Genomic DNA, 19,344 nt, shown 5'->3' with positions numbered 1-19,344 from the left:
GCTTCAAGGCCAGCCGAGCCGGTAGCACACAGCACAACGCCGCCCCGAGGGGCGGCGTTGGCATTCATGACGGTGGCTCCAGCAGCGATCGTCGTCGCTACATCAGGCTAGCGCCTTTTCCACGATCTCGTAGACGTTGGGCGAGAGTTCCTCGCCACGGATGCGCTCCAGCTCGGCGCGCATCAGCGCCTGGCGAGCCTCGTCGAAGCGCTGCCAGCGGGTCAGCGGCGTGATGATGCGTGCGGCGATCTCGGGGTTCAGCCGGTTCAACTCGATCACCACGTCGGCCAGCAGGCGATAGCCTTCGCCATCCAGGCGGTGGAAGTTGACCCGGTTCTGCCCGGCAAAGGCACCGATCAACGCGCGCACCTTGTTGGGGTTCTTCAGCGAGAAGGCCGGGTGCTCCATCAGATAGCGCACCCGATCCAGGGCGTCCGCCTGGGGACGGGTCACCTGCAGGCTGAACCACTGGTCCATCACCAGCGGATCGTGGGACCACTTGCGCCCGAAGGCCTTGAGTGCCGGATCGGCGATATCCGAGCGGCTACTGTGGACCAGCAGGGTCAACGCTTGGCGCACGTCGGTCATGTTGTGGTCGGCCTCGAACTGGGCCTGGGCCAGCTCGATCGCCACCTCGTCCTCGATGCTCATCAGGTAGGACAGCGCGACATTCTTCAGGGCGCGCTGGCCGATCTGCTCGGGCGTCGGCGCGTAGGCGGCGTCGCTCTGGTTGTCGCGATACAGTGCCAGCAGTTCGTCACGCAGCTCTTGCGCCAGCGACTGCTGGATGAAGGTGCGTGCGGCGTGGATGGCGTCCACGTCGACCAGCGGCTGCTGTTCGGCGATGTAGGCTTCGCTCGGCAGTTGCAGCATCTCGGCCAGCACCGCCTTGTCGTCATTGCCTTCCTCGATCAGTGCACGGAAGGCCTCGACCAGACGCGTATCCATGACCTTCTCGACGCCATTGCGGTGGGCCGCGATAAGATCATCGAGTGCCAGCAGGGTCAGCCGCTGGCCGGCGTCCCAGCGGTTGAAGCCATCGCTGTCGTGGGCCATCAGGAAGGCCAGATCCTCCCGCGAATAGGGGAAGGACAGCTTGACCGGCGCCGAGAACCCGCGCAGCAGCGAGGGCACCGGCGCCTCTTCGATATCGGTGAAGATGAATTCCTGCTCGTCTTCACGCAGATGAATCACGGCGTCTCTACCCAGGCTCTCGCCGTCCAGGGTCATCGACAGGTCGCGGCCGCTCTTGGTGCCGACCAGGCCCAGGCGAATGGGGATATGCAGTGCCTGTTTCTCCGGCTGGCCGGGGGTGGCCGGCGTGCGCTGACGCAGGATCAGGCGGTAGCGGGAGTTGGCGTAGTCGTATTCCCCGAAGGCGTCGATCTCCGGCGTACCCGCCTGGGAGTACCAGCGCATGAACTGCTCGAGATCCTGCCCGGACACCTCGGCCATGCAGTCGACGAAGTCCTCGATGGTGACCGCCTGCCCGTCGAAGCGCGAGAAGTACAGATCCGAGCCCTTGCGGAAGGTCTCCGGCCCCACCAGGTTGGACAGCATCCGCACCACCTCGGCACCCTTCTCGTAGATGGTCAGGGTGTAGAAGTTGCCGATCTCGATGTAGGAGTCGGGGCGAATCGGATGCGCTGTGGGGCCTGCGTCCTCGGCGAACTGGGCGGTGCGGAAGAACGACACTTCCTCGATGCGCTTGACCGGCGCGGAATTGACCTCGGCCGAGAAGCTCTGATCGCGAAAGACGGTGAAGCCTTCCTTCAACGACAGCTGGAACCAGTCACGGCAGGTAACGCGGTTGCCCGACCAGTTATGGAAGTACTCGTGGGCGACGATTCCCTCGACTCGCTGGAAGGCAGCGTCGGTGGCGGTGTTGGGGTGGGTCAGCACCGCCGCCGAGTTGAAGATGTTGAGCCCCTTGTTCTCCATGGCGCCCATGTTGAAATCATTGACCGCCACGATCATGAACAGGTCCAGGTCGTACTCGCGACCGTAGGCCTCTTCATCCCAGCGCATGGCACGCTTGAGTGAGCCCATGGCGTGGTCGGTCTTGTCGAGGTTTTCTTCCTCGACCCAGATCTGCAGGGTGACGTCGCGGCCGCTCATGGTGGTAAAGCGGTCCTCGACCTTCTTCAGGTCACCGGCCACCAGCGCAAACAGGTAGGCGGGCTTGGGATGAGGATCGTCCCAGGTCACGAAGTGGCGGCCATCCGGCAGCTCACCCCGCTCCACCGGATTGCCGTTGGACAGCAACACCGGCTCGCGGGTCAGGTCGCCGATCACGGTGGTCGAGAAGGTCGCCATCACGTCCGGGCGGTCCGGGTAGAAGGTGATGCGGCGGAACCCTTCGGCTTCGCACTGGGTGCAGAACATGCCACCGGAACGGTAGAGGCCGGATAGCGCGGTATTGTCCTCGGGCGAGATCTCGACCTCGGTGTCCAGAACAAACGCCTCCGGCGCACCGGTAATCGACAGTCCCTTGCGGGTCAGTTCGTACTCGCCTTCCTCCAGCGGCTGGCCATCGATGGCGATGGCCTTGAGCGAAAGCTGCTCGCCATCCAGCCAAAGCGGTGCACCCGCCTCGCGCTCGGGATGACGCTCCAGATGCAGGCGTGCCTTGACGCGGGTGGCGCCAGGCGCCAGGTCGAAGGTCAACTCGGTGCGTGAGACAAGGTAGGCCGGCGGACGATAGTCGCTCAGATGGATCGGCTGGGGGTCGGACATCGGGGATGCTCCAATCAGAAAAGTCGTCGATATTGTACGGGTACGGACGTGCCGGGCTCAAAGAACCGGCGCGACCCGGAGCACGTCGGAACCATCAGGCGAAACGGATCAGGGCAGGCGTCAGGACGAGGAGGCGGGCTCGGGCCGGGTCACGATCCAGATGGCGATCCCGATCAGCATGACGGTCAACCCAAGCTTCAACCACCACAGTGACACCGTGATCAACAGCACCACCACCGACAGTGACAGCATCGCCAGCGCCATCCACTTGGCATGACGGGGAATCGAACCGGATTCTTCCCAGGCCACCACCGCAGGGCCGAACCGAGGATGACTGCGAATCCAGCGAGCGAACCGCGGCGACCCCTTCGACGCCGCCCACACCGCCACCAGCAGAAAGCAGGTGCTGGGCAGCAGCGGCACGAAGGCCCCGATGACACCGAGGGCAAAGCTGGTCCAGGCCAGCAACTGCCAGGCCAGGCGACGGGTGGTGGAAATCAAGGGCGAACTCCGGCGGCGCACTCGCCACGCCAATTGGTCAAGAATTCACTTATTGAAACGCAGCAGGTGCGAAGAGGCCAATCGGACGCCGCTATCAGGCCAGTAGCCTGCCGAATCCGCAGGGCCACTCGCCTCACGATGCCGGCAACAGAGACATGTCAGCCGCCGATCCGTCAGTCGCGGAAATTGTCGAACTGCAGCGCCAGATCAGGGCCCTCATCACCGCGCAGCAGTGCCATCACACTTTGCAGGTCATCGCGCTTCTTGCCGGTCACGCGTACCTTGTCGCCCTGGATCTGGGCCTGGACCTTGAGCTTCGAGTCCTTGATGCGCTTGACGATGTCCTTGGCTTCCTTCTGCTCCAGCCCCTGCTTGAGGGCGACCGTCTGACGCGCCTTGACGCCGGACAGCTCGGCGTCCTGAACGTCCATGATGCGCGGGTCGATGCTTCTGGCGATCAGCTTGTTGCGCAGGATGTCGAGCATCTGCTTGAGCTGGAAGTCGACCTCGGCGTGCAACGCCACGGATTCATCGGACAGCTCGAAACCGGCGTCGACACCGCGAAAGTCAAAGCGCCCCTGAACCTCACGGTTAGCCTGGTCCACGGCGTTCTGGGCTTCGTGGCGATCGAATTCGGACACAATATCGAAAGAGGGCATGCTCGCTCTGCTCCGCTGACAAAAACGCTAGTCTACCATCGACGGCGACCCGCAGGGTGTCACTACCGCGTCCTCCCGGGATGTCACGGAGGACGGCTCGGAAGGTGGTGTAGAAGACGGCGCAGAAGATGTCGCTGGAGCTGCCACGGACGGTGAACCCTGAGGCACGACGGCAGGCTGCTCTCGAGACAGGCCCAGCGCCTTGACCATGCGCCAGGCGGCGCAGCCATCCTCATAGTAGTCGTCGAGCCAGCAAGCCAGGCGAAAGCCCGCCCGTCGATAGAGGCCGAGAGCAACACGATTGTCGGCCCGCACCTCCAGCGTCATGCGCTCGCAGCCACGCTTGCGCCCGTCGCGCTCGAGCGCCTCGAGCAAGGCCTTTCCCACTCCTTGGCCACGCGCCTCGGGGGCCACACACAGCGAATAGAGGCGCGCTGCGCGGCTGTTGCGACGAAACAGCAAGGTACCGTAGCCGAGCGGCAAAACGGAGCCGGTGGCGTCCTCGGCGATCAGGGTCAGCCCATGGGCGCGCTGGAGCAGGTGGCGCAATTGGCGACGAGTGAAGCGGTCCCCCGAAAAACCGCGACTCTCCAGTCCTTCCAGGGCATCGAGATCGCTTGGGGTGGCCGAACGCAAGGCAAGTGGCATAGTGAGAGGTCCCGTCTCGGCAGCCCGACGCCCGACTCGGGCGACGTGTGTTATCTGTTGATTCTGTCTGGCCCACACGCCGCTGTCAGCCGCCGACAGAATGAATATTTTTCACTTTCTTGCCGTATTGCTTTGCCGCCAACCCAGGCGCATCCTGCCACCGTCGGCCCTGACCTCTACCCCGACTCGTGCGGTGTCCTCCGGCTTCGGGCTATCACCTTGTTGCGGCCTTGCTTCACCCTTGCTCCGCCATTGTCTCGTACCAGTTTCGCCCCTTGTCTCGCCCCTATCTCGCCCCTTGCCGAGGAATTCTTGCGATGTGCGCCCTGCGTATCGTTGTCGACCGCCAGCGCGACTGGCAGCCCTACCACCCCAGTGACGATGTGATCGACGCCGACCACTATGTCGACGCCGCGGACATCGCCGATGCCAAGGCCACCTCGGGCGCCACCAGCGCACAGGTCATCAACCTGTGCTCCGACCTCGGCTACCTGGGCCGAGGCTACTATGTCTCGCTGCTCGCCCAGGCGCGGGGTGCCAGAGTGATCCCCAGTGTCGATACCCTCAACTCCCTGCGCCGCAAGTCGACCACCGACATGCAGCTCGAGGGCCTTACCGGGCTGCTCGATGAGCTGAGCCGGCCCGCTGCAGTCGAGCGACTCGGCGATGACGTCCATTTCAGGGTGCTGTTCGGCGAATGCGTCGAGCCCCTGCTGGCACGCGTCGCCCGCCGCCTGTTCGAGCGCCTGCCCTGTCCGCTGATGGAGGCGCGCCTGAATCGCACCGCCCAGGGCTATCGACTGGTGCGGCTGCGTCCGCTTGCGCTTGGGCGGCTTCATGAAGACGAGCAGGACGCCTTCGCTCGCGCCCTCAATCGCCATTCGCTGAAGATCTGGCGTACCCCCAGGGCGCGGAGGCGCTATCGCTTCGACCTGGCCATGTTGATCGACCCTGAAGAACACCTGCCGCCCAGCAACAAGGGCGCGCTCAAGCAATTTATCCGCGCCGGTCGGCGCCAGGGCATCAATGTCTCGCTGATCACCCATCGTGACAGCGCCCGGCTGGCCGAGTTCGACGCTCTGTTTCTGCGCCAGACCACCGCCCTCGACCACCCCACCTGGCGCATGGCCCGGCGTGCCGAACACGAGGGCCTGGTGGTCATCGACGCGCCCCAGGACATTCTGCGCTGCACCAACAAGGTCTATCTGCATGAACTGCTTCGCACCCGGGGGGTCGCCGCTCCCGAGGGACTGTTGCTCAAGCGTTCGGATAGAGCACGTCTCCTCGAGCAGACGCAGGGTCTCAGCTACCCGAGGGTGCTGAAGGTCCCCGATGGCGCCTTCTCCCGTGGCATCGTCAAGGTGACGTCCAGCGAATCGCTGGCGCGGGAAGCCGATACCCTGTTCAAGAGCTCGGACCTGCTGTTGCTGCAGGAATGGCTGCCTACCGAATACGACTGGCGCATCGGCGTGCTCGACGGTGCTCCGCTGTTCGCCAGCCGCTACTACATGGCCCGTGGCCATTGGCAGATCTACGATCATTCCGGTGCTCGCACCCGCAGCGGCGGCTTCAGCAGCCACCCCATCGACGAGGTGCCGGCCGCCGTGCTGCGTGCGGCGCTCAAGGCCACCCGGCTGATCGGCAATGGCCTCTACGGTGTCGACCTCAAGCAGGTCGGCGACCGTGTGCTGGTGATCGAGGTCAACGACAATCCCAACATCGATGCGGGCATCGAGGACAGCGTGCTGGGTGCGGCGCTCTACGATCGCCTGATGGAGGTCTTCGCCAGGCGCATGGAGGCACGCCGACAGGCACGCTCGGCTAACACGGCTTCGCCCCAGGCGGGACGCCAGAGCCTTCCAGCCAATGATCCCGGCTGAGGCGGAAAGGCATATCCGGGCTGACGCCGGCGTCCGCCTCGGCTACCCTGCGCTTTTCACCAGACAGCGGGAGCCGGCATGAGCGAGCAGGACAGAAACACCCGACACAAGAAGGCCATGGAGAAGCTCAAGTCCCACGTCGACGCCAAGGTCGCCGCCGCCGACGAGGAGCGCGGGCTGATGCTGGTGTTTACCGGCAACGGCAAGGGCAAGACCACCGCCGCCTGGGGCACCGTCACCCGCGCCCTGGGTTACGGCTACCGGGTGGGCGTGGTGCAGTTCATCAAGGGACTGTGGGAGTGCGGAGAACGCGACCGTCTCGAGGCCGACGACAACCTCGAGGTGGCGATCATGGCCACCGGTTTCACCTGGGATACCCAGAATCGCGAGTCGGACACCCAGGCATGCCGCGAGGTCTGGCAGGAGGCCAGCCGCATGCTGGCCGATCCCGAGGTCTACCTGGTGGTGCTCGACGAGATCACCTACATGCTCAAGTTCGGCTACCTGGACATCGACACCGTGCGCACGGCCATCGCCAACCGGCCTGCCGAGCAGACGGTCATCATCACCGGGCGCAACGCCCATCGCGAACTGGTTGCCATGGCCGACACCGTGACCGAGATGCAGGAGGTCAAGCACGGCTTCACCAATGGCCTCAAGGCCCGCCGCGGCATCGACTTCTGAGCACACCCGACGCCAGCAAGCGCCGCGAGCGACGATAGGCACCTCGCGGCACCAAAGCAGCTCGACCCGACGACACAGAGCCCGACGCCAGCCGGGCTCTGTTGCCTGTCACTCGCCGAGACCGGACGCCCCGGCCCGGCGTTGGCCTCCCCCGGGCGCGCCGAGGGAGACCGCTGCCCTGCTACTCCACCTGCTACTCCACCTGCAGCTGTTCGTTGTCGATCATCTGCTGCAGGAAGGCCGCCGAGTCCTGCCCACCCATGCCGACACCGTTGAGGGTAATGACCTGATCGGCATCCCCCCCTCCAGCGCCGATGCCACCGTCACTCTTCACGTACAACACGGTATTGCCACTGCCGTCCTCCTCGGCGTAGAGGTAGTCATTGACGCTGGCCTCGGTCGCCCCATCGAGCAGGTCCGCCATCTCCAGGCGGTCGGCCTCGGCGTTACTACCAAAGCCACCCAGGGTAAAGTCGTTGACCTCATCACTGGCAGGCGTTGCACTGGTCCCAGCGTCGCCATCATTCCAGGCGACCACATCGGCACCGGTGCCCAGATCGATGATATCGTTGCCCGCGCCGCCATCGAGCGTATCGTTGCCCTTGCCACCAACCAGGGTGTCATTACCTTCGCCGCCAAGGAGGGTATCCCCCCCGGCGCCACCAATCAGGGTGTCGTTGCCGTCGCCGCCGTCCAGGGTGTTGATCCCGCCTTCATCACGCGACTCGTCGATCAGGTCATCGAGATTGTCCCGGATATAACCGATCATTTCGCCATCGGTGGGTTCGGTACCACCATTGACTCCCCACTTGACGTATTCGTAGAGCCCTTCGTAGCCCAGACCGTCATGCCCGCCCGCGGTAAAGACCTCACCGGTGTCGGTATTCGTCCAGGCCAGGTGGTCACTGTTGAGCACATCGCCGATCAGGATGTCGTCGCCGCCTCCGCCCGACAGGACGTCATCGCCAAGTGGCAGAAGCCCTCCTGCGGCCTCCTGGATGGCGTTGTTGAGCCCATCCTCGTCGTTGACGATCTGCACCTGGCCGACCGAATCATTGAAGGTCGTACCGCCGATGGTCAGGCTGCCAGTGCCATCGACGTTGCTGTTATCGAAGTACTCAAGCGTTTCCTCGTTGATCCCGTTGCCGATGCCGATGGCAGCAACCTCGACATCATTGGCGACCAAGTCATTGAAGGCGGCGATCGATTGCGTCATCACCGCGGTGCTGTTGTTGCCTCCGGGGCCGCTGAAGCCACCTGAGCTATTGACATGGTAAGTCGGCTCACCGTCGGTCAAAAACAGCGCGAGGTTCTTGTAGCCAGAGGTCGTGCCCGCAATTCCCTCGAAGAACGTCTCGGATTCGTTGAACCCTGCCTCGTAGTTGGTGCCCCCTGAAGCCACCATGGCCTCGATATATGCCATGGCCAGGGCCAGATCGCCAGGGCCGAAGTCCTCGATGATCAGCGAGTTGACCGACAGGCCAGCGCCATTGACTCCAGGACGAACCAGGGAGTCAAAGTCCACGATCTGCAGATTGATCGTGCCGCCGTAAGTCTGGAGATGCTCCAGCAGGTTGTTCAAGGCGTCCTTGGCCAGTTGCATGCGCGTCTTGCCGCTGGAACCGGAAGCATTGCCCATGCTGCCCGAACTGTCGACGATCAACGACAGGTTGTAGTTTTCGGGCTCCGCCTGGGCCACCCCGCCGACGTCGCCGATCATCACGTCGTCGCCATCACCACCGGCCTGTTCGCTGTTGTCGTTGTCATCCACGTACAGGGTATCCGGTGCCTCTCCGTTGAGGGTCAGGGTGCTCTCGAGCCGATCGCCGTCGCCATCGACACCGACCAGACCGAGGGGCACCTCGAAGTCCTCGCGCTGCTCGCCGCTACGATGGTTGATGTCACCCAGTGACAGATCGCCAGGGGACTCACTGCCACTCTGCTGCGCCTCGATGGAGACCGCCTCGAAGGGGCGATCGTCACCGGTACTCAGGCGCACCTCCCAGCCATCCTTGAGGCCGTCGACCTCAATGCCATCGCCGGTATCGACCAACAACACCCTTCCCGTGACATCCACGCCCCGAGCGTCGAACACCTTGACGTCATCGACGCTGAGATCCATGGCAGCACCGCTGGTCGCCCCTGGATCACCGCTGCCTGCGCCTTCGGCATCGAACACGACGGCAGAGAGCAACAGCGCGGCGGTGACGCCGTTGGTCACATGGACCTTCTGCGAATAGCTCGTCAGGCCTACGTGGTCCTGCCATTCAGGCGTCGTCCCGGACGCGGTGATGCCCTTGAGCGCGTCGATGCGGACCGTCCTATCGGTACCCATGGCGACGTGGCCGTCGGCATCCAGGTCGGTCGTTCCCGACAGCAAGAGGTCGTTGACCGCGACGTCATCGCCGGTGTTCAAGGCCAGGTAGTCACCGATCGTCTGGGCATCTGCCGGCTTGGAATCGAACGCCTCGCCATTGGTGATCGCACCGATCACCTCGATGCTGTAGCCGTCACCTGCTGCGTTGAGGGTGACGCTGAAGCCGTCCTCGGCACCGTCGGCGCTTTCGGCGTACAGCGTCGTTCCGTCGGCGCTCAGACGGTAGCTCAGCGGCTTGCCGTCGACTCGCAGCGCGTTGCCCTGGCTATCCGTCGCCGGCTGGCCGTCGAGGGCGGCGGCAAAGACCACCTCCCCGACCCCATCGGCTCCGACATTGGGCCCGAAGTCCAGGCTGCCGCTACCACTCTCCAGAACGTGCTCCGCATTCGAAAACACCTGGGGCACGTCATCCTTGATCGCGATACTCAGGACAGCGTCATCGTTGACGTCGCCGTCGCTGTCCTCGATCACCAGCGCGAAGTCGTCCTTGATTCCATCGGTAGCGGTGCCCTGGGTCGAATGGTCTTCGGTATTGTCAGCCAGGGTGTAGCTGTAGGTGTAGTTGCCACCGGAGGTGGTCACCGTCAGCGTACCGTAATTGCCCTGCACGGTACCGCCACCGGTCACGTCGACCGGGGTGCCATCCTTGTCCTTGATCTTCAGCGACTCGAGAGTGTCGTTGCCGGTATCGATATTGATCTCACCGCTGGTGGTCTCGAGGTTGGTCGACGCCTGGCTGCCACCGTCGTTCAGACCCGCCTCGTCCACCTGATTTGCAGCACCACCTTGCGGAGGCGTGGGCTTGATCTCGACCTCCGGTGTAGAGTCCACGGTGATGGTCAGCGTCGCGGTGCTGGTGTCACCGTCGGCGTCGCGGATCGAGTAGTTGATCACCGCGTCACCCTCGAAGCCATTGGCTGGCGTGAAGGTGATATTGCCGCTGGTGTCGACGTTGGTGATGGTGCCGCTGCCGCTTTCCAGGCTCACGCTGTCGGTGACGAAGGTGTAGGGACCGTCGGCCCCGGCCACGTCAGGCTCGCCCGCCGTACCGTCGAGCACATTGACGGTGATCGGCTGGTTCTCATCGGTCTCGGCGGTGTCATCCTTGGCCTCGGGCACGTCGTCCTTGATGTCGATGGTCAGGGTGGCCGGATCACTGGCGTCACCGTCGGAGTCGGTCACCACCACGCTGAAGGCGTCCTGCACGGCGTCGCTGGCGGTGCCCTGGCTGGTGTGGTCCGTACTGTTGTCGGTCAGGGTATAGCGGTACTGATAGGTCCCCGCGCTATCCTTCCACACCTCCAGGGTGCCGAGGTCTCCGTCGACCTCGACAGGATTGGCCTCGGTACCGTCGGTCACATCGATACCATCGATCTCCACCTTGGCCAGGGTGTCACTGCCGGTGTCGATGTTGATCGCACCGCTGGTGGTCTCCAGGTTGGTCTGCGCCTTGCTTCCGCCGTCGTCGAGACCCGCCTCGTCGACCTCGTTGTTGCCCGAGGCGTTGGGCGACTCTGGATTGACCTCGATCTCGGGCTCGTCGTCCTCCACCTCCACCCGCCAGGTCGCCTGGCTGGTATCACCGTCGTTGTCGGTCAGGGTATAGAGGATCTCGGCGGTCCCCTCGAAGCCCGCCGCCGGGGTAAAGGTGATGGTACCGTCGGCGTCGAAGTCCAGGCTGCCGGCGGTGCTGTCCACCAGTTCTGCAGCGGTCAGCTCGGCGCCATCGGCACCGAGAGTATCGGCGCCGGTCGTATTGGTGATGACGTTGATACTCACCGCCGTATCGTCGGTGGTCTCGACGGTAGGATCGTCCTCGGCGCGGGGCGCGTCATCCACGATCAAAATGTCGAGCGAGCCGCTGGCGCTACTGCCGTCCACGTCCACCGCCTGGACATTCAGGCTCTCGAGATAGCCGCCATCGGTGGCGCCGGCAACGCTGTCATTGTCGACGTTGTCGGTCAGTTCATAGGTGTAGCTGACGGTGCCCCCTGCGGCCGACCCGGTGAAGCCGGTCAGCGTCACCACACCATGATCGGTGACGATGGTGACCGGCGAGGTCCCCAGAGCATCAAGCTGGGCAAGCGTCAGGGAAACCGGCCCCACCGTCAGGGTGGCCAGGCCATCAGGTGAATCAAACCCAAAGGAGCCGGTGCGAACCAGCTGGGTGGCGTCGCCACGGCTACCGCCGGCCAGGTCCGCTTCGAACAGCACTTGTTCGGCACCGGCGGCGCCAATCGGCAGCTCGCCAGGGCCGCCAGGACCACCAGGACCGCCAGGACCACCAGGACCACCAGGACCACCAGGGCCGTCAGGACCACCAGGGCCGTCAGGACCACCGGGGCCCGATGGTTCGGGGCCGTCGAGACCCGTCAGGGTGACACCTTCATCGTCATCGCCGGGATCCACCGCGTCGACACCGGTGAAATCACGCTCGATGGGACCATCGCGCCCCTCAAGGCCAAACTGGAAGGCCAGCGGATCTACCGTCTCCACGATGCGCAGCAGACGGACAAAACCACTGCCCTCGTCGTCCCCTCCCCCGCCGGTGCCGCCGGCCGCCGGATCCTCAAGATCATCGAACAGGTCGCCTTCGCCGGAGTCGATGGCGGCCAGCAGCTCGTTGAGTTCCTCGTCACCCAGCACGTTGTCGGCCTGCTCGGCGATCTGGGCGAGAGCCGCGAGTTCATCGTCCGTGGAGCCGGACGCCTGGGTGCCCTCGGGAACCGGTGCGTCAATGCCGACAGCCGCGCCAGCCGTCACCGGGCTGCCCAAAGGGGTCGCGGGTGCAGCAATGGGCGCAGAGTCGTCGGAAATCTCCACAATCCCCTGATCGACCAACGAAGGGCCGGCCGGCTCGGTGGTGGATGGCAACAGGCGCACCTGTCCGCTACCGGAAAGTGTCACGGGGTCGCCGACGCCACCGGGCGAAATCGAGATTTCGCCACCCTGTGACGTCACCAGGCGCTCCCCGTCGCTGATCACGTCTCCCGGCCTGAGTTCGCGAAGGCTTCCATCGGTGCCCTGAACAAAAGCCTGCCCCTGTACCATCACCACCGTCGCCGTGCTCATGTCGCTTCCCCTGATGCTCGTTGTCGTTTATCGAGCGCGCCCAAGGATATTTCTGTCCTCGATAACGCACCTTATCGGCACACTGTGGAAGCAGTATTAGCGAAGCTTTTTTATAACTAGCATTGGACTCAAGTACAGTATTTTTGTGACCCATCTATTCCATTGATGTTTTATGCAAACTTCTGAAAACAACGCTCATATAATTAACGCCAATAACTTCGCGTCATTCATACTTAACTAACACCAATGATGGCGAGAAACTTCATACTCTTCAGTGTACGCATGTGAGCCTCGGTCCCTCCCGGCACCGCTGTTCGACCCATATTCAAAGCCTAAGCCACTGTTCAACAAAGCATTCCTCCCCTCATCCGCTGATGGCGCTGTTTCACTACCGGGTCGTCCAGCTCGACGTTCGCCGCGGCTCGACGCCTGGCGGCTCTGCCGTTACTCGGCGTCGACAACGTCAGCATGGCGATCGTCATGCCGCAAAAACCGTCTCAAGCATGATGCTCCGATCGGGTGCTGATCGGCGAAACGTAAAAAAACAGTGTTTTCACTTTATTTTCAACAGCTTATCACACGAAAAATCATTGGCGTATCCATAGAGCAACATATAACCAACTGATTTTAAATGCTTTATACGAACGTCGCGCACCATTGTCTCTTAATGGCGACATTCCGGCCGACCATCGGTCATCCCTGAGAACGCTCACCAGAGCACGTAATCCAATAACCTATTGTTTTTACGGAACAAAAAAATAAATGGATCGATCCTTGCCCTCATTGCGGTCAGAACAAGGCTTTCCCGGCGTCCCTTCGACGCCCGAGGCAAGGCCGCCAATATCACAAGCGACGGCAAGGAGTGAGTTCATGAAAATCACGATTCACGGCTCGGGTTACGTAGGACTGGTCACCGGCGCCTGCCTGGCCGATGTGGGACACGACGTGATGTGTGTGGACGTCGATCAGGTCAAGGTCGCCCGCCTCAAGCGCGGTGAGGTACCGATCTTTGAGCCAGGCCTCGAGGACCTGATCCGCCACAATATGGAAGACGAGCGCCTGACCTTCTCCGATAGCCCGGAGGAAGGGGTGGCCCATGGCCTGTTGCAGTTCATCGCGGTGGGAACGCCCCCTGACGAGGACGGCAGCGCCGACCTGACCCACGTGCTTGGCGTGGCCCGTACCATCGGCCAGCACATGTACGGATATCGCGTCATCATCAACAAGTCCACCGTCCCGGTGGGGACCGCCGACAAGGTTCATCAGGCGGTGGCCGATACCCTGGAGGGACGCCAGGCCGAGGTCGACTTCGACGTCTGCTCCAACCCGGAATTCCTCAAGGAAGGCGCGGCAATCGAGGACTTCTCGCGGGGGGCGCGGATCGTCATCGGTACCGACAGCGACAAGGTCCGCAAGCTGATGCGCGAGTGCTATGCCCCCTACAGCCGCCAGCGCGACAAGCTGATGTTCATGGACGTGCGCAGCGCCGAACTGACCAAGTACGCCGCCAACGCCATGCTCGCCACCAAGATCAGCTTCATCAACGAAATCGCCAACCTGGCCGAGCATCTGGGTGCGGACGTCGAGCAGGTCCGCCACGGCATCGGCAGCGACCCGCGTATCGGCTACCACTTCATCTATCCCGGCTGTGGCTACGGCGGCTCCTGCTTCCCCAAGGACGTCAAGGCACTGGCTCGCACCGCCAGCGAGGTCGGCGCCCCCGCCCGCATGCTGCAGGCGGTGGAAACGGTCAACGACGCCCAGAAGACGCGGCTGTTCGACAAGCTGGAACTGGCGCTTCACGGCAACCTCAAGGGCCGCACCATCGCCCTGTGGGGGCTCGCCTTCAAGCCCAACACCGACGACATGCGCGAGGCGCCGAGCCGGGTACTGATGGAACAGCTGTGGCAAGCCGGCGCCCGGGTCCAGGCCTACGACCCCGAGGCCGCCGCCGAGTGCCATCGCATCTACGGCGAGCGCTCGGACCTGTGTCTCTCCAAGCAGCGTGACGCTGCCCTGGAAGGCGCGGACGCCCTGGTCATCTGCACCGAGTGGAAGGCCTTCCGCACCGTCGACTTCGACAAGATCGCGCGCACCCTCAATCACCCGCTGGTGATCGATGGACGCAACCTCTTCTCACCCGAGGACGTCGAAGCGGCGGGTCTCGAATACTACGCCATGGGTCGCGGCGCCTCCCTGCAACACCCCCGGGTGTAAGGACGCCACCATGTCATCGCTACCCAAGCACACCTCCGTGGCCAGCAAGGCCACGGAGCTGACCACCCTGGCGCTGCTGCTGTCGCTGCTGATCGTGCTGGTCAGCGAGTTGCCCTCCGAGGTGTTCTCGCCGGCGTCGAAGAGCTTCTTCTTCGCCATTGGCGCGGTCGGAGCGTGGCGCTATTCATGGTGGTTCGTCCAGGCGCTGCGATCGGTGTGGTACAACCGCCGCGTCTTTCCACAGATGCGGGCCGAGGCCGACGCCCTGGGTGAGTCCGGCAAGCCGTCAGAGCTCTACGTGCTGTGCACCTCCTTTCGCATCGACCCCGACGTCTGTTTTCGGGTCTACGACGCACTGATCGAGGAGACCCGGCACTATGGCGTGCCGACCACCATTTTTGCCTCGGTCTCGGACCAGACCGACGTGGACATCATCTCCCACGTGCTGCAGGAACACCGCTGGCCGTCGCATATCGAGGTCCGCTACATGTTCCAGAAGGGCGACGGCAAGCGTTCGGCCATGGCCGAGGTGCTGCGTGCGATCTCGCGCCGGGCCCCGGCCCCCGACGCCCTGCTGGTGTCCATGGACGGGGATATCCTGCTCGAGCCCGGAACCCTGGAGCGCTCGCTGTCGTTCTTCGCCCTGCGCGATGATCTCGGCGCCCTGACCACCAACAACAGCGCCATCGTCACCGGCAACGATGCCACCAAGGAGTGGTACGACCTGCGTTACGCCCAGCGTCATCTGGTGATGAGCTCGATGTCGGTGTCCGAGCGGCTGCTGGTCCTGACCGGCCGCTACAGCGCCTTCCGCGCCGACCTGGCGACCCACCCGGACTTTATCGACATGGTCGAGAACGACCACGTCGAGCATTGGCGCTTCGGCAACTTCAAGTTCCTGTCCGGGGACGACAAATCGACCTGGTACTGGTTGCTCAAGAACGGCTGGAAGATGCTCTACCTGCCGGACGTCTACGTCTCGGGATTCGAGGAGCTGCCGGACCGCAAGCGCTTCTTCGCCTCGACCACCGACCTGATGCGTCGCTGGTACGGCAACATGCTGCGCACCAGCGGTCGCGCCATTGCCCTGGGGCCGAGGCCGATGGGGCTGTTCACCTGGTGGAGCCTGATCGACCAGCGGCTGTCCATGTGGACGACCCTGATCGGCCCCATCGTGGCGATCCTGGTGACGCTGTTCGTGCGGCCGTCGTTCATCTTCGCCTATGCCCTGTGGATCCTGTTCACCCGCGGGATCTCCACCTCGATCCTGGCCTGGCAGCGTGGTCGCTTCAGCCTTCTGTGGATCCCGCTGATCTACTACAACCAGGTCTACGGCGCCCTGCTCAAGACCTACGTGAGCTTTCGCTTCAACCGTCAGAAGTGGTCACGCCAGGGCATTTCTGCCGGTGAGCCTGGTGACGAAAAGGCGGTACGCCGCCAGCGTCGCATGGGGCATCTGCTGCATGGCTTTCATGTGTGCCTGATGTTGTTCGTGCTGACCCTGGCCACCGGCGTACTGAAGGTACCTGACGCTACCTCGCTGAAGATCCTCGAACGGGCAGGCCCGGTGCCCAGCGACAGTGCCGCGCTGCCTGACGCCAGTCGCTGGCTGGCCAGCCGCATCGAGGATGGCTCGGGCGAGCTGCGCCTGCCTGCCGGCGAGCTGCGGATCAGCGATCGGCTGATCGAACGCCTGGGCGCAAGCAGCATCGGCGAGGCCACCAATCTCAGCGGCAGCCCCCAGGGCACCACGCTAGAGGTTCCGCCGACCTTGATCGATCGCCTCAAGGACGCCCAGGGCACCACTCCAGCCCCAGGCGATCTGTTGAGCTGCACCGACCAGCAGCGCTGCTCGCTTGATCTTCACGACACCAGGCTGTCGCTGAGTGACCTGCGCATCCAGGTGCAGCCACGCCACGGCTGATAGCCACGCCACGGCTGACAACGACGACACGGCCACACTTTGTCGCTGAGCCGCATGTACGGCCAGACACCGCCACGGCTCAGCGAATACTGACTTCAGGACACCGATATGAGCGATTACTTCGACGACAAGGACACCTCAACACCCCGCCACGAGCCTGCTCGTCAGCCGGACCCCGCGCCGCGCGCCGAACCTCATCTGGGCGATGCGCGCTCTCAGCCGCGCCAAGAAGAGGCACCGGCAGGCTCGGGACTGGCCCATGAGCGCCGCGATGAACGCCGCTACATCCGCGTTTCGCCGACCTTCGAGGTGCGCTTCGATGACGGCAACCGCTTCCGCGGGCTGGACCTGTCCCAGGGCGGCTTCGCCATCGAGAGCCCGCGCCCGATGCGCCAGGACGCCAGGGTGCGCGGCAGCATCGCCATCACCACCGCCAGCGGCGAGCTGCTGGTGCCCGTGAGCGCCCAGTGCCGCCATAGCCTGGCGCTGGAAGGTCGCGGTGGCGCACACCACGCCGGCTTCGAGATCACCGACATCTCCCCCTCCCACCTTGAGCTGCTGCGCCGCGTGGTCCGCGCCCACCTGGCCGGCCGACCGCTGGACGTCGAGCAGATGGTCCAGGGCGAGGATGCCCAGACCCCACGCAAGCGTCGCGGCACCGGCAGCACGCCCCAGGCGGCGGCTCGTCCGCCGAGGCCCATGGGCCGCTACGTGGCGCTGTTCATCGGCTTCGCGGTGCTCGCGGTGGTGGCCGCGGCCACCGCCTATCGCAACTTCATGCTGATCGAGCCCAACTTCGCCGCCGTCACCGCGCCACGCATCGACATTCGTGCACCGAGCCCCGGCATCCTGATGGCGCACGAACTCAAGGCAGGTGACCGTGTCACACGGGACGAGCAGCTCACCCGGGTCAAGGACGTCGATCTGGAGTCCGACCTGATCCTGGCCGAGGCCGCCCAGCGCTACAACAGCCAACTGATCGAGAACCTTCAGGAAAACCTCGACGGCGCCAATGGCGGACAGGTCAGCCTGGCCAACTCCGCCGAGCCCGGCAACGGTGACGCCGTGAGCTTCGAGACGGTGTCCCCGGACATCGCTCGTGCACGCATCGATCAGTTCGAGACCGCCCGAGACTTCCAGGCGTCCAGGGTCACCGCGCTGCAGGCGCGCCAGTCCCAGAACGAGATCTACAGCCCCTGCGACTGCCTGGTGGCGTGGGCGCTGTCGAGCTCCGACGGCACCTATATCAACGAAAGCGAAAAGATCATGACGCTGATGCGTACCGGCGACGACGAGGTCATGGTCGAGGCGCTGGTGCATATGGACGACATCGATCGCATCGAGCCCGATCAACTCGCCTATCTGTCGCTGCCCAACGCCTCCGGCCCGATCAGCGCTCGGGTGCGCAGCGTGGCGCTGGACATCGAGCGCCAGCCGCGCGCCGGCTTCCCGAGCTGGGTACGCCAACAGCAGAACGTCGCCAGCGTGCTGCTGGTACCGGAAAAGCCGCTGCCGGTGGAAAGCGTCGGTACTCCGGTGGACGTGCGCTTTACCGAACAGGCCCTGCTGGGCGCCACCGCCGAGTGGATCTGGCAGAGCGGCCGCCGGGTGGTCCAGCAGGCCAGCCAGCTGTTCTCGGGCATTGGTGACAACGACGCCGCCGACACCGCCGGCTGAGCCACGCTCTTTCTTTACACGTATCCGTTCCACTTGCCACGACCACCGCGGTGGTCGTGAGCCAACAGGAGTACGAACGCCATGTCGACACTGACGACGCGCCTGTCCGCCACCCTACTGGCCATCTGCGCTACCCAACCCGCCCTGGCGGACAACGGCGCCAATGACAGCGAAGCCGATCAGCAGGGCCCCGGCGTCCCCCAGGTCGCCGCCTGCTCGGCGCGCCATCCGCTGGTCGCCTCACCCGCCCCTGCGCTGGGTGAGAAAAGCGCCCACGACGCCATCCGCGAAGGCTTCGACACCACCCGTACCTGGGGCACCGAGGAGAACGTCGAGCTGTTGTCGGGTCATTCGGCGACACCGGCGCTCAGGGTCCTCTATCCCGAGGACACCTCCTCGCCTGGCGACACCGACACCGGAGGCGCCGGCTTCTACACCGAGCCTTCCGCGCTCGAAGGGCGCGATCACGCCTGCCTGAGCTACCGGGTTCGCTTCGAGAGCGGGTTCAACTTCGTCAAGGGCGGCAAGCTGCCGGGGCTCTACGGCGGCGAAGCGCCCAGCGGCGGTGACGACGTCACCGGCGAGAACGGCTTCTCCATGCGCTACATGTGGCGCGAAGACGGCCAGGGTGAACTTTACGAATACGTGGTCGGCGGCGAGGGCGACTACGGCGACTCGGTGGCCCGAGGCCGCTTCACCTTTCCCACCGGTCAGTGGGTCACCCTGGAGCAGGAGATCATCCTCAACGACCCCGGCAAGGCCAACGGCATTGCCCGGGTGTGGGTCGATGGTCGGCCGGTGCTCGAGCAGACCAATCTCACCTACCGTACCGACGACGACGTGCACATCGATGGCCTGATGTTCTCGACCTTCTTCGGTGGCCACGGTGAGGACTGGCGCACCCCCAGTGACCAGCACGCCGACTTTGCCGACTTCCGTTTCTACGCCCCCCGTTCATGATCGCGGCGC

11 protein-coding genes are annotated in these 19,344 nt (G+C 64.1%); 6 read left to right on the top strand and 5 right to left on the bottom strand.

Annotated features, from left to right (window positions below):
• Positions 1 to 102 precede the first annotated feature (102 nt).
• From pepN to RBB39_RS16235, 4 genes are all read right to left on the bottom strand, one after another.
• Positions 103 to 2,736 (bottom strand): aminopeptidase N, encoded by a 2,634-nt coding sequence (gene pepN, locus RBB39_RS16250; protein ID WP_045992572.1) that lies wholly within the window; start codon positions 2,734 to 2,736, stop codon positions 103 to 105.
• 120 nt (positions 2,737 to 2,856) lie between these two features.
• Positions 2,857 to 3,237, bottom strand: a complete 381-nt coding sequence (locus RBB39_RS16245; RefSeq protein ID WP_239452539.1) for a YbaN family protein — start codon at positions 3,235 to 3,237, stop codon at positions 2,857 to 2,859.
• 173 nt (positions 3,238 to 3,410) lie between these two features.
• Positions 3,411 to 3,896 carry a YajQ family cyclic di-GMP-binding protein gene (locus tag RBB39_RS16240; RefSeq protein WP_045992571.1) on the bottom strand — a complete coding sequence of 162 codons (486 nt, stop codon included), beginning with the start codon at positions 3,894 to 3,896 and terminating at the stop codon, positions 3,411 to 3,413.
• Positions 3,897 to 3,923: 27 nt separating this feature from the next.
• Positions 3,924 to 4,544 carry a GNAT family N-acetyltransferase gene (locus RBB39_RS16235; RefSeq protein WP_071211107.1) on the bottom strand — a complete coding sequence of 207 codons (621 nt, stop codon included), beginning with the start codon at positions 4,542 to 4,544 and terminating at the stop codon, positions 3,924 to 3,926.
• A gap of 317 nt (positions 4,545 to 4,861) precedes the next feature.
• Here RBB39_RS16235 and RBB39_RS16230 point away from each other — a divergent pair, with 317 nt between their 5' ends.
• Together RBB39_RS16230 and cobO are read left to right on the top strand one after the other, a co-directional pair.
• Complete coding sequence (locus RBB39_RS16230) at positions 4,862 to 6,424, top strand: RimK family protein (protein ID WP_045992570.1); 1,563 nt, start codon at positions 4,862 to 4,864, stop codon at positions 6,422 to 6,424.
• 78 nt (positions 6,425 to 6,502) lie between these two features.
• Complete coding sequence (gene cobO / locus RBB39_RS16225) at positions 6,503 to 7,108, top strand: cob(I)yrinic acid a,c-diamide adenosyltransferase (RefSeq protein ID WP_045992569.1); 606 nt, start codon at positions 6,503 to 6,505, stop codon at positions 7,106 to 7,108.
• Positions 7,109 to 7,301: 193 nt separating this feature from the next.
• Here the strand turns inward: cobO and RBB39_RS16220 are convergent, their stop codons facing one another.
• Positions 7,302 to 12,557, bottom strand: coding sequence for a retention module-containing protein (locus RBB39_RS16220; protein WP_253028871.1), 5,256 nt, complete (start codon positions 12,555 to 12,557; stop codon positions 7,302 to 7,304).
• A gap of 870 nt (positions 12,558 to 13,427) precedes the next feature.
• On the opposite strand from RBB39_RS16220, the gene RBB39_RS16215 reads away from it, so the two are divergent.
• The 4 genes from RBB39_RS16215 to RBB39_RS16200 all read left to right on the top strand — a co-directional run bounded on the left by RBB39_RS16215 (position 13,428) and on the right by RBB39_RS16200 (position 19,335).
• A complete protein-coding gene (locus tag RBB39_RS16215) occupies positions 13,428 to 14,774 on the top strand; it encodes a UDP-glucose/GDP-mannose dehydrogenase family protein (protein WP_045992566.1) in 1,347 nt (448 codons plus the stop codon).
• 10 nt (positions 14,775 to 14,784) lie between these two features.
• The gene (locus tag RBB39_RS16210) at positions 14,785 to 16,698 is read left to right on the top strand and encodes a glycosyltransferase (RefSeq protein ID WP_045992565.1); all 1,914 of its coding nucleotides are present in this window, start codon (positions 14,785 to 14,787) and stop codon (positions 16,696 to 16,698) included.
• Positions 16,699 to 16,806: 108 nt separating this feature from the next.
• Entirely contained in the window at positions 16,807 to 18,375 is a 1,569-nt protein-coding gene (locus RBB39_RS16205) for a PilZ domain-containing protein (RefSeq protein WP_045992564.1), read from the top strand.
• A gap of 81 nt (positions 18,376 to 18,456) precedes the next feature.
• Positions 18,457 to 19,335 carry a polysaccharide lyase gene (locus RBB39_RS16200; RefSeq protein WP_204248942.1) on the top strand — a complete coding sequence of 293 codons (879 nt, stop codon included), beginning with the start codon at positions 18,457 to 18,459 and terminating at the stop codon, positions 19,333 to 19,335.
• The last annotated feature ends 9 nt before the right edge of the window (positions 19,336 to 19,344 follow it).

Source organism: Halomonas sp. MMSF_3323, assembly GCF_030733595.1.
In the GTDB taxonomy this organism is placed as follows: domain Bacteria; phylum Pseudomonadota; class Gammaproteobacteria; order Pseudomonadales; family Halomonadaceae; genus Halomonas; species Halomonas litopenaei.
Note: the sequence above shows the minus strand (reverse complement) of the source record. Positions and strands in the feature narration are given on the sequence as shown.

Coding starts and splice junctions, on each gene's coding strand:
- RBB39_RS16205 (WP_045992564.1), top strand. CDS start 16,807: ATGAGCGATTACTTCGACGACAAGGACACCTCAACACCCCGCCACGAG.
- RBB39_RS16230 (WP_045992570.1), top strand. CDS start 4,862: ATGTGCGCCCTGCGTATCGTTGTCGACCGCCAGCGCGACTGGCAGCCC.
- cobO (WP_045992569.1), top strand. CDS start 6,503: ATGAGCGAGCAGGACAGAAACACCCGACACAAGAAGGCCATGGAGAAG.
- RBB39_RS16220 (WP_253028871.1), bottom strand. CDS start 12,557: ATGAGCACGGCGACGGTGGTGATGGTACAGGGGCAGGCTTTTGTTCAG.
- RBB39_RS16200 (WP_204248942.1), top strand. CDS start 18,457: ATGTCGACACTGACGACGCGCCTGTCCGCCACCCTACTGGCCATCTGC.
- RBB39_RS16235 (WP_071211107.1), bottom strand. CDS start 4,544: ATGCCACTTGCCTTGCGTTCGGCCACCCCAAGCGATCTCGATGCCCTG.
- pepN (WP_045992572.1), bottom strand. CDS start 2,736: ATGTCCGACCCCCAGCCGATCCATCTGAGCGACTATCGTCCGCCGGCC.
- RBB39_RS16215 (WP_045992566.1), top strand. CDS start 13,428: ATGAAAATCACGATTCACGGCTCGGGTTACGTAGGACTGGTCACCGGC.
- RBB39_RS16240 (WP_045992571.1), bottom strand. CDS start 3,896: ATGCCCTCTTTCGATATTGTGTCCGAATTCGATCGCCACGAAGCCCAG.
- RBB39_RS16210 (WP_045992565.1), top strand. CDS start 14,785: ATGTCATCGCTACCCAAGCACACCTCCGTGGCCAGCAAGGCCACGGAG.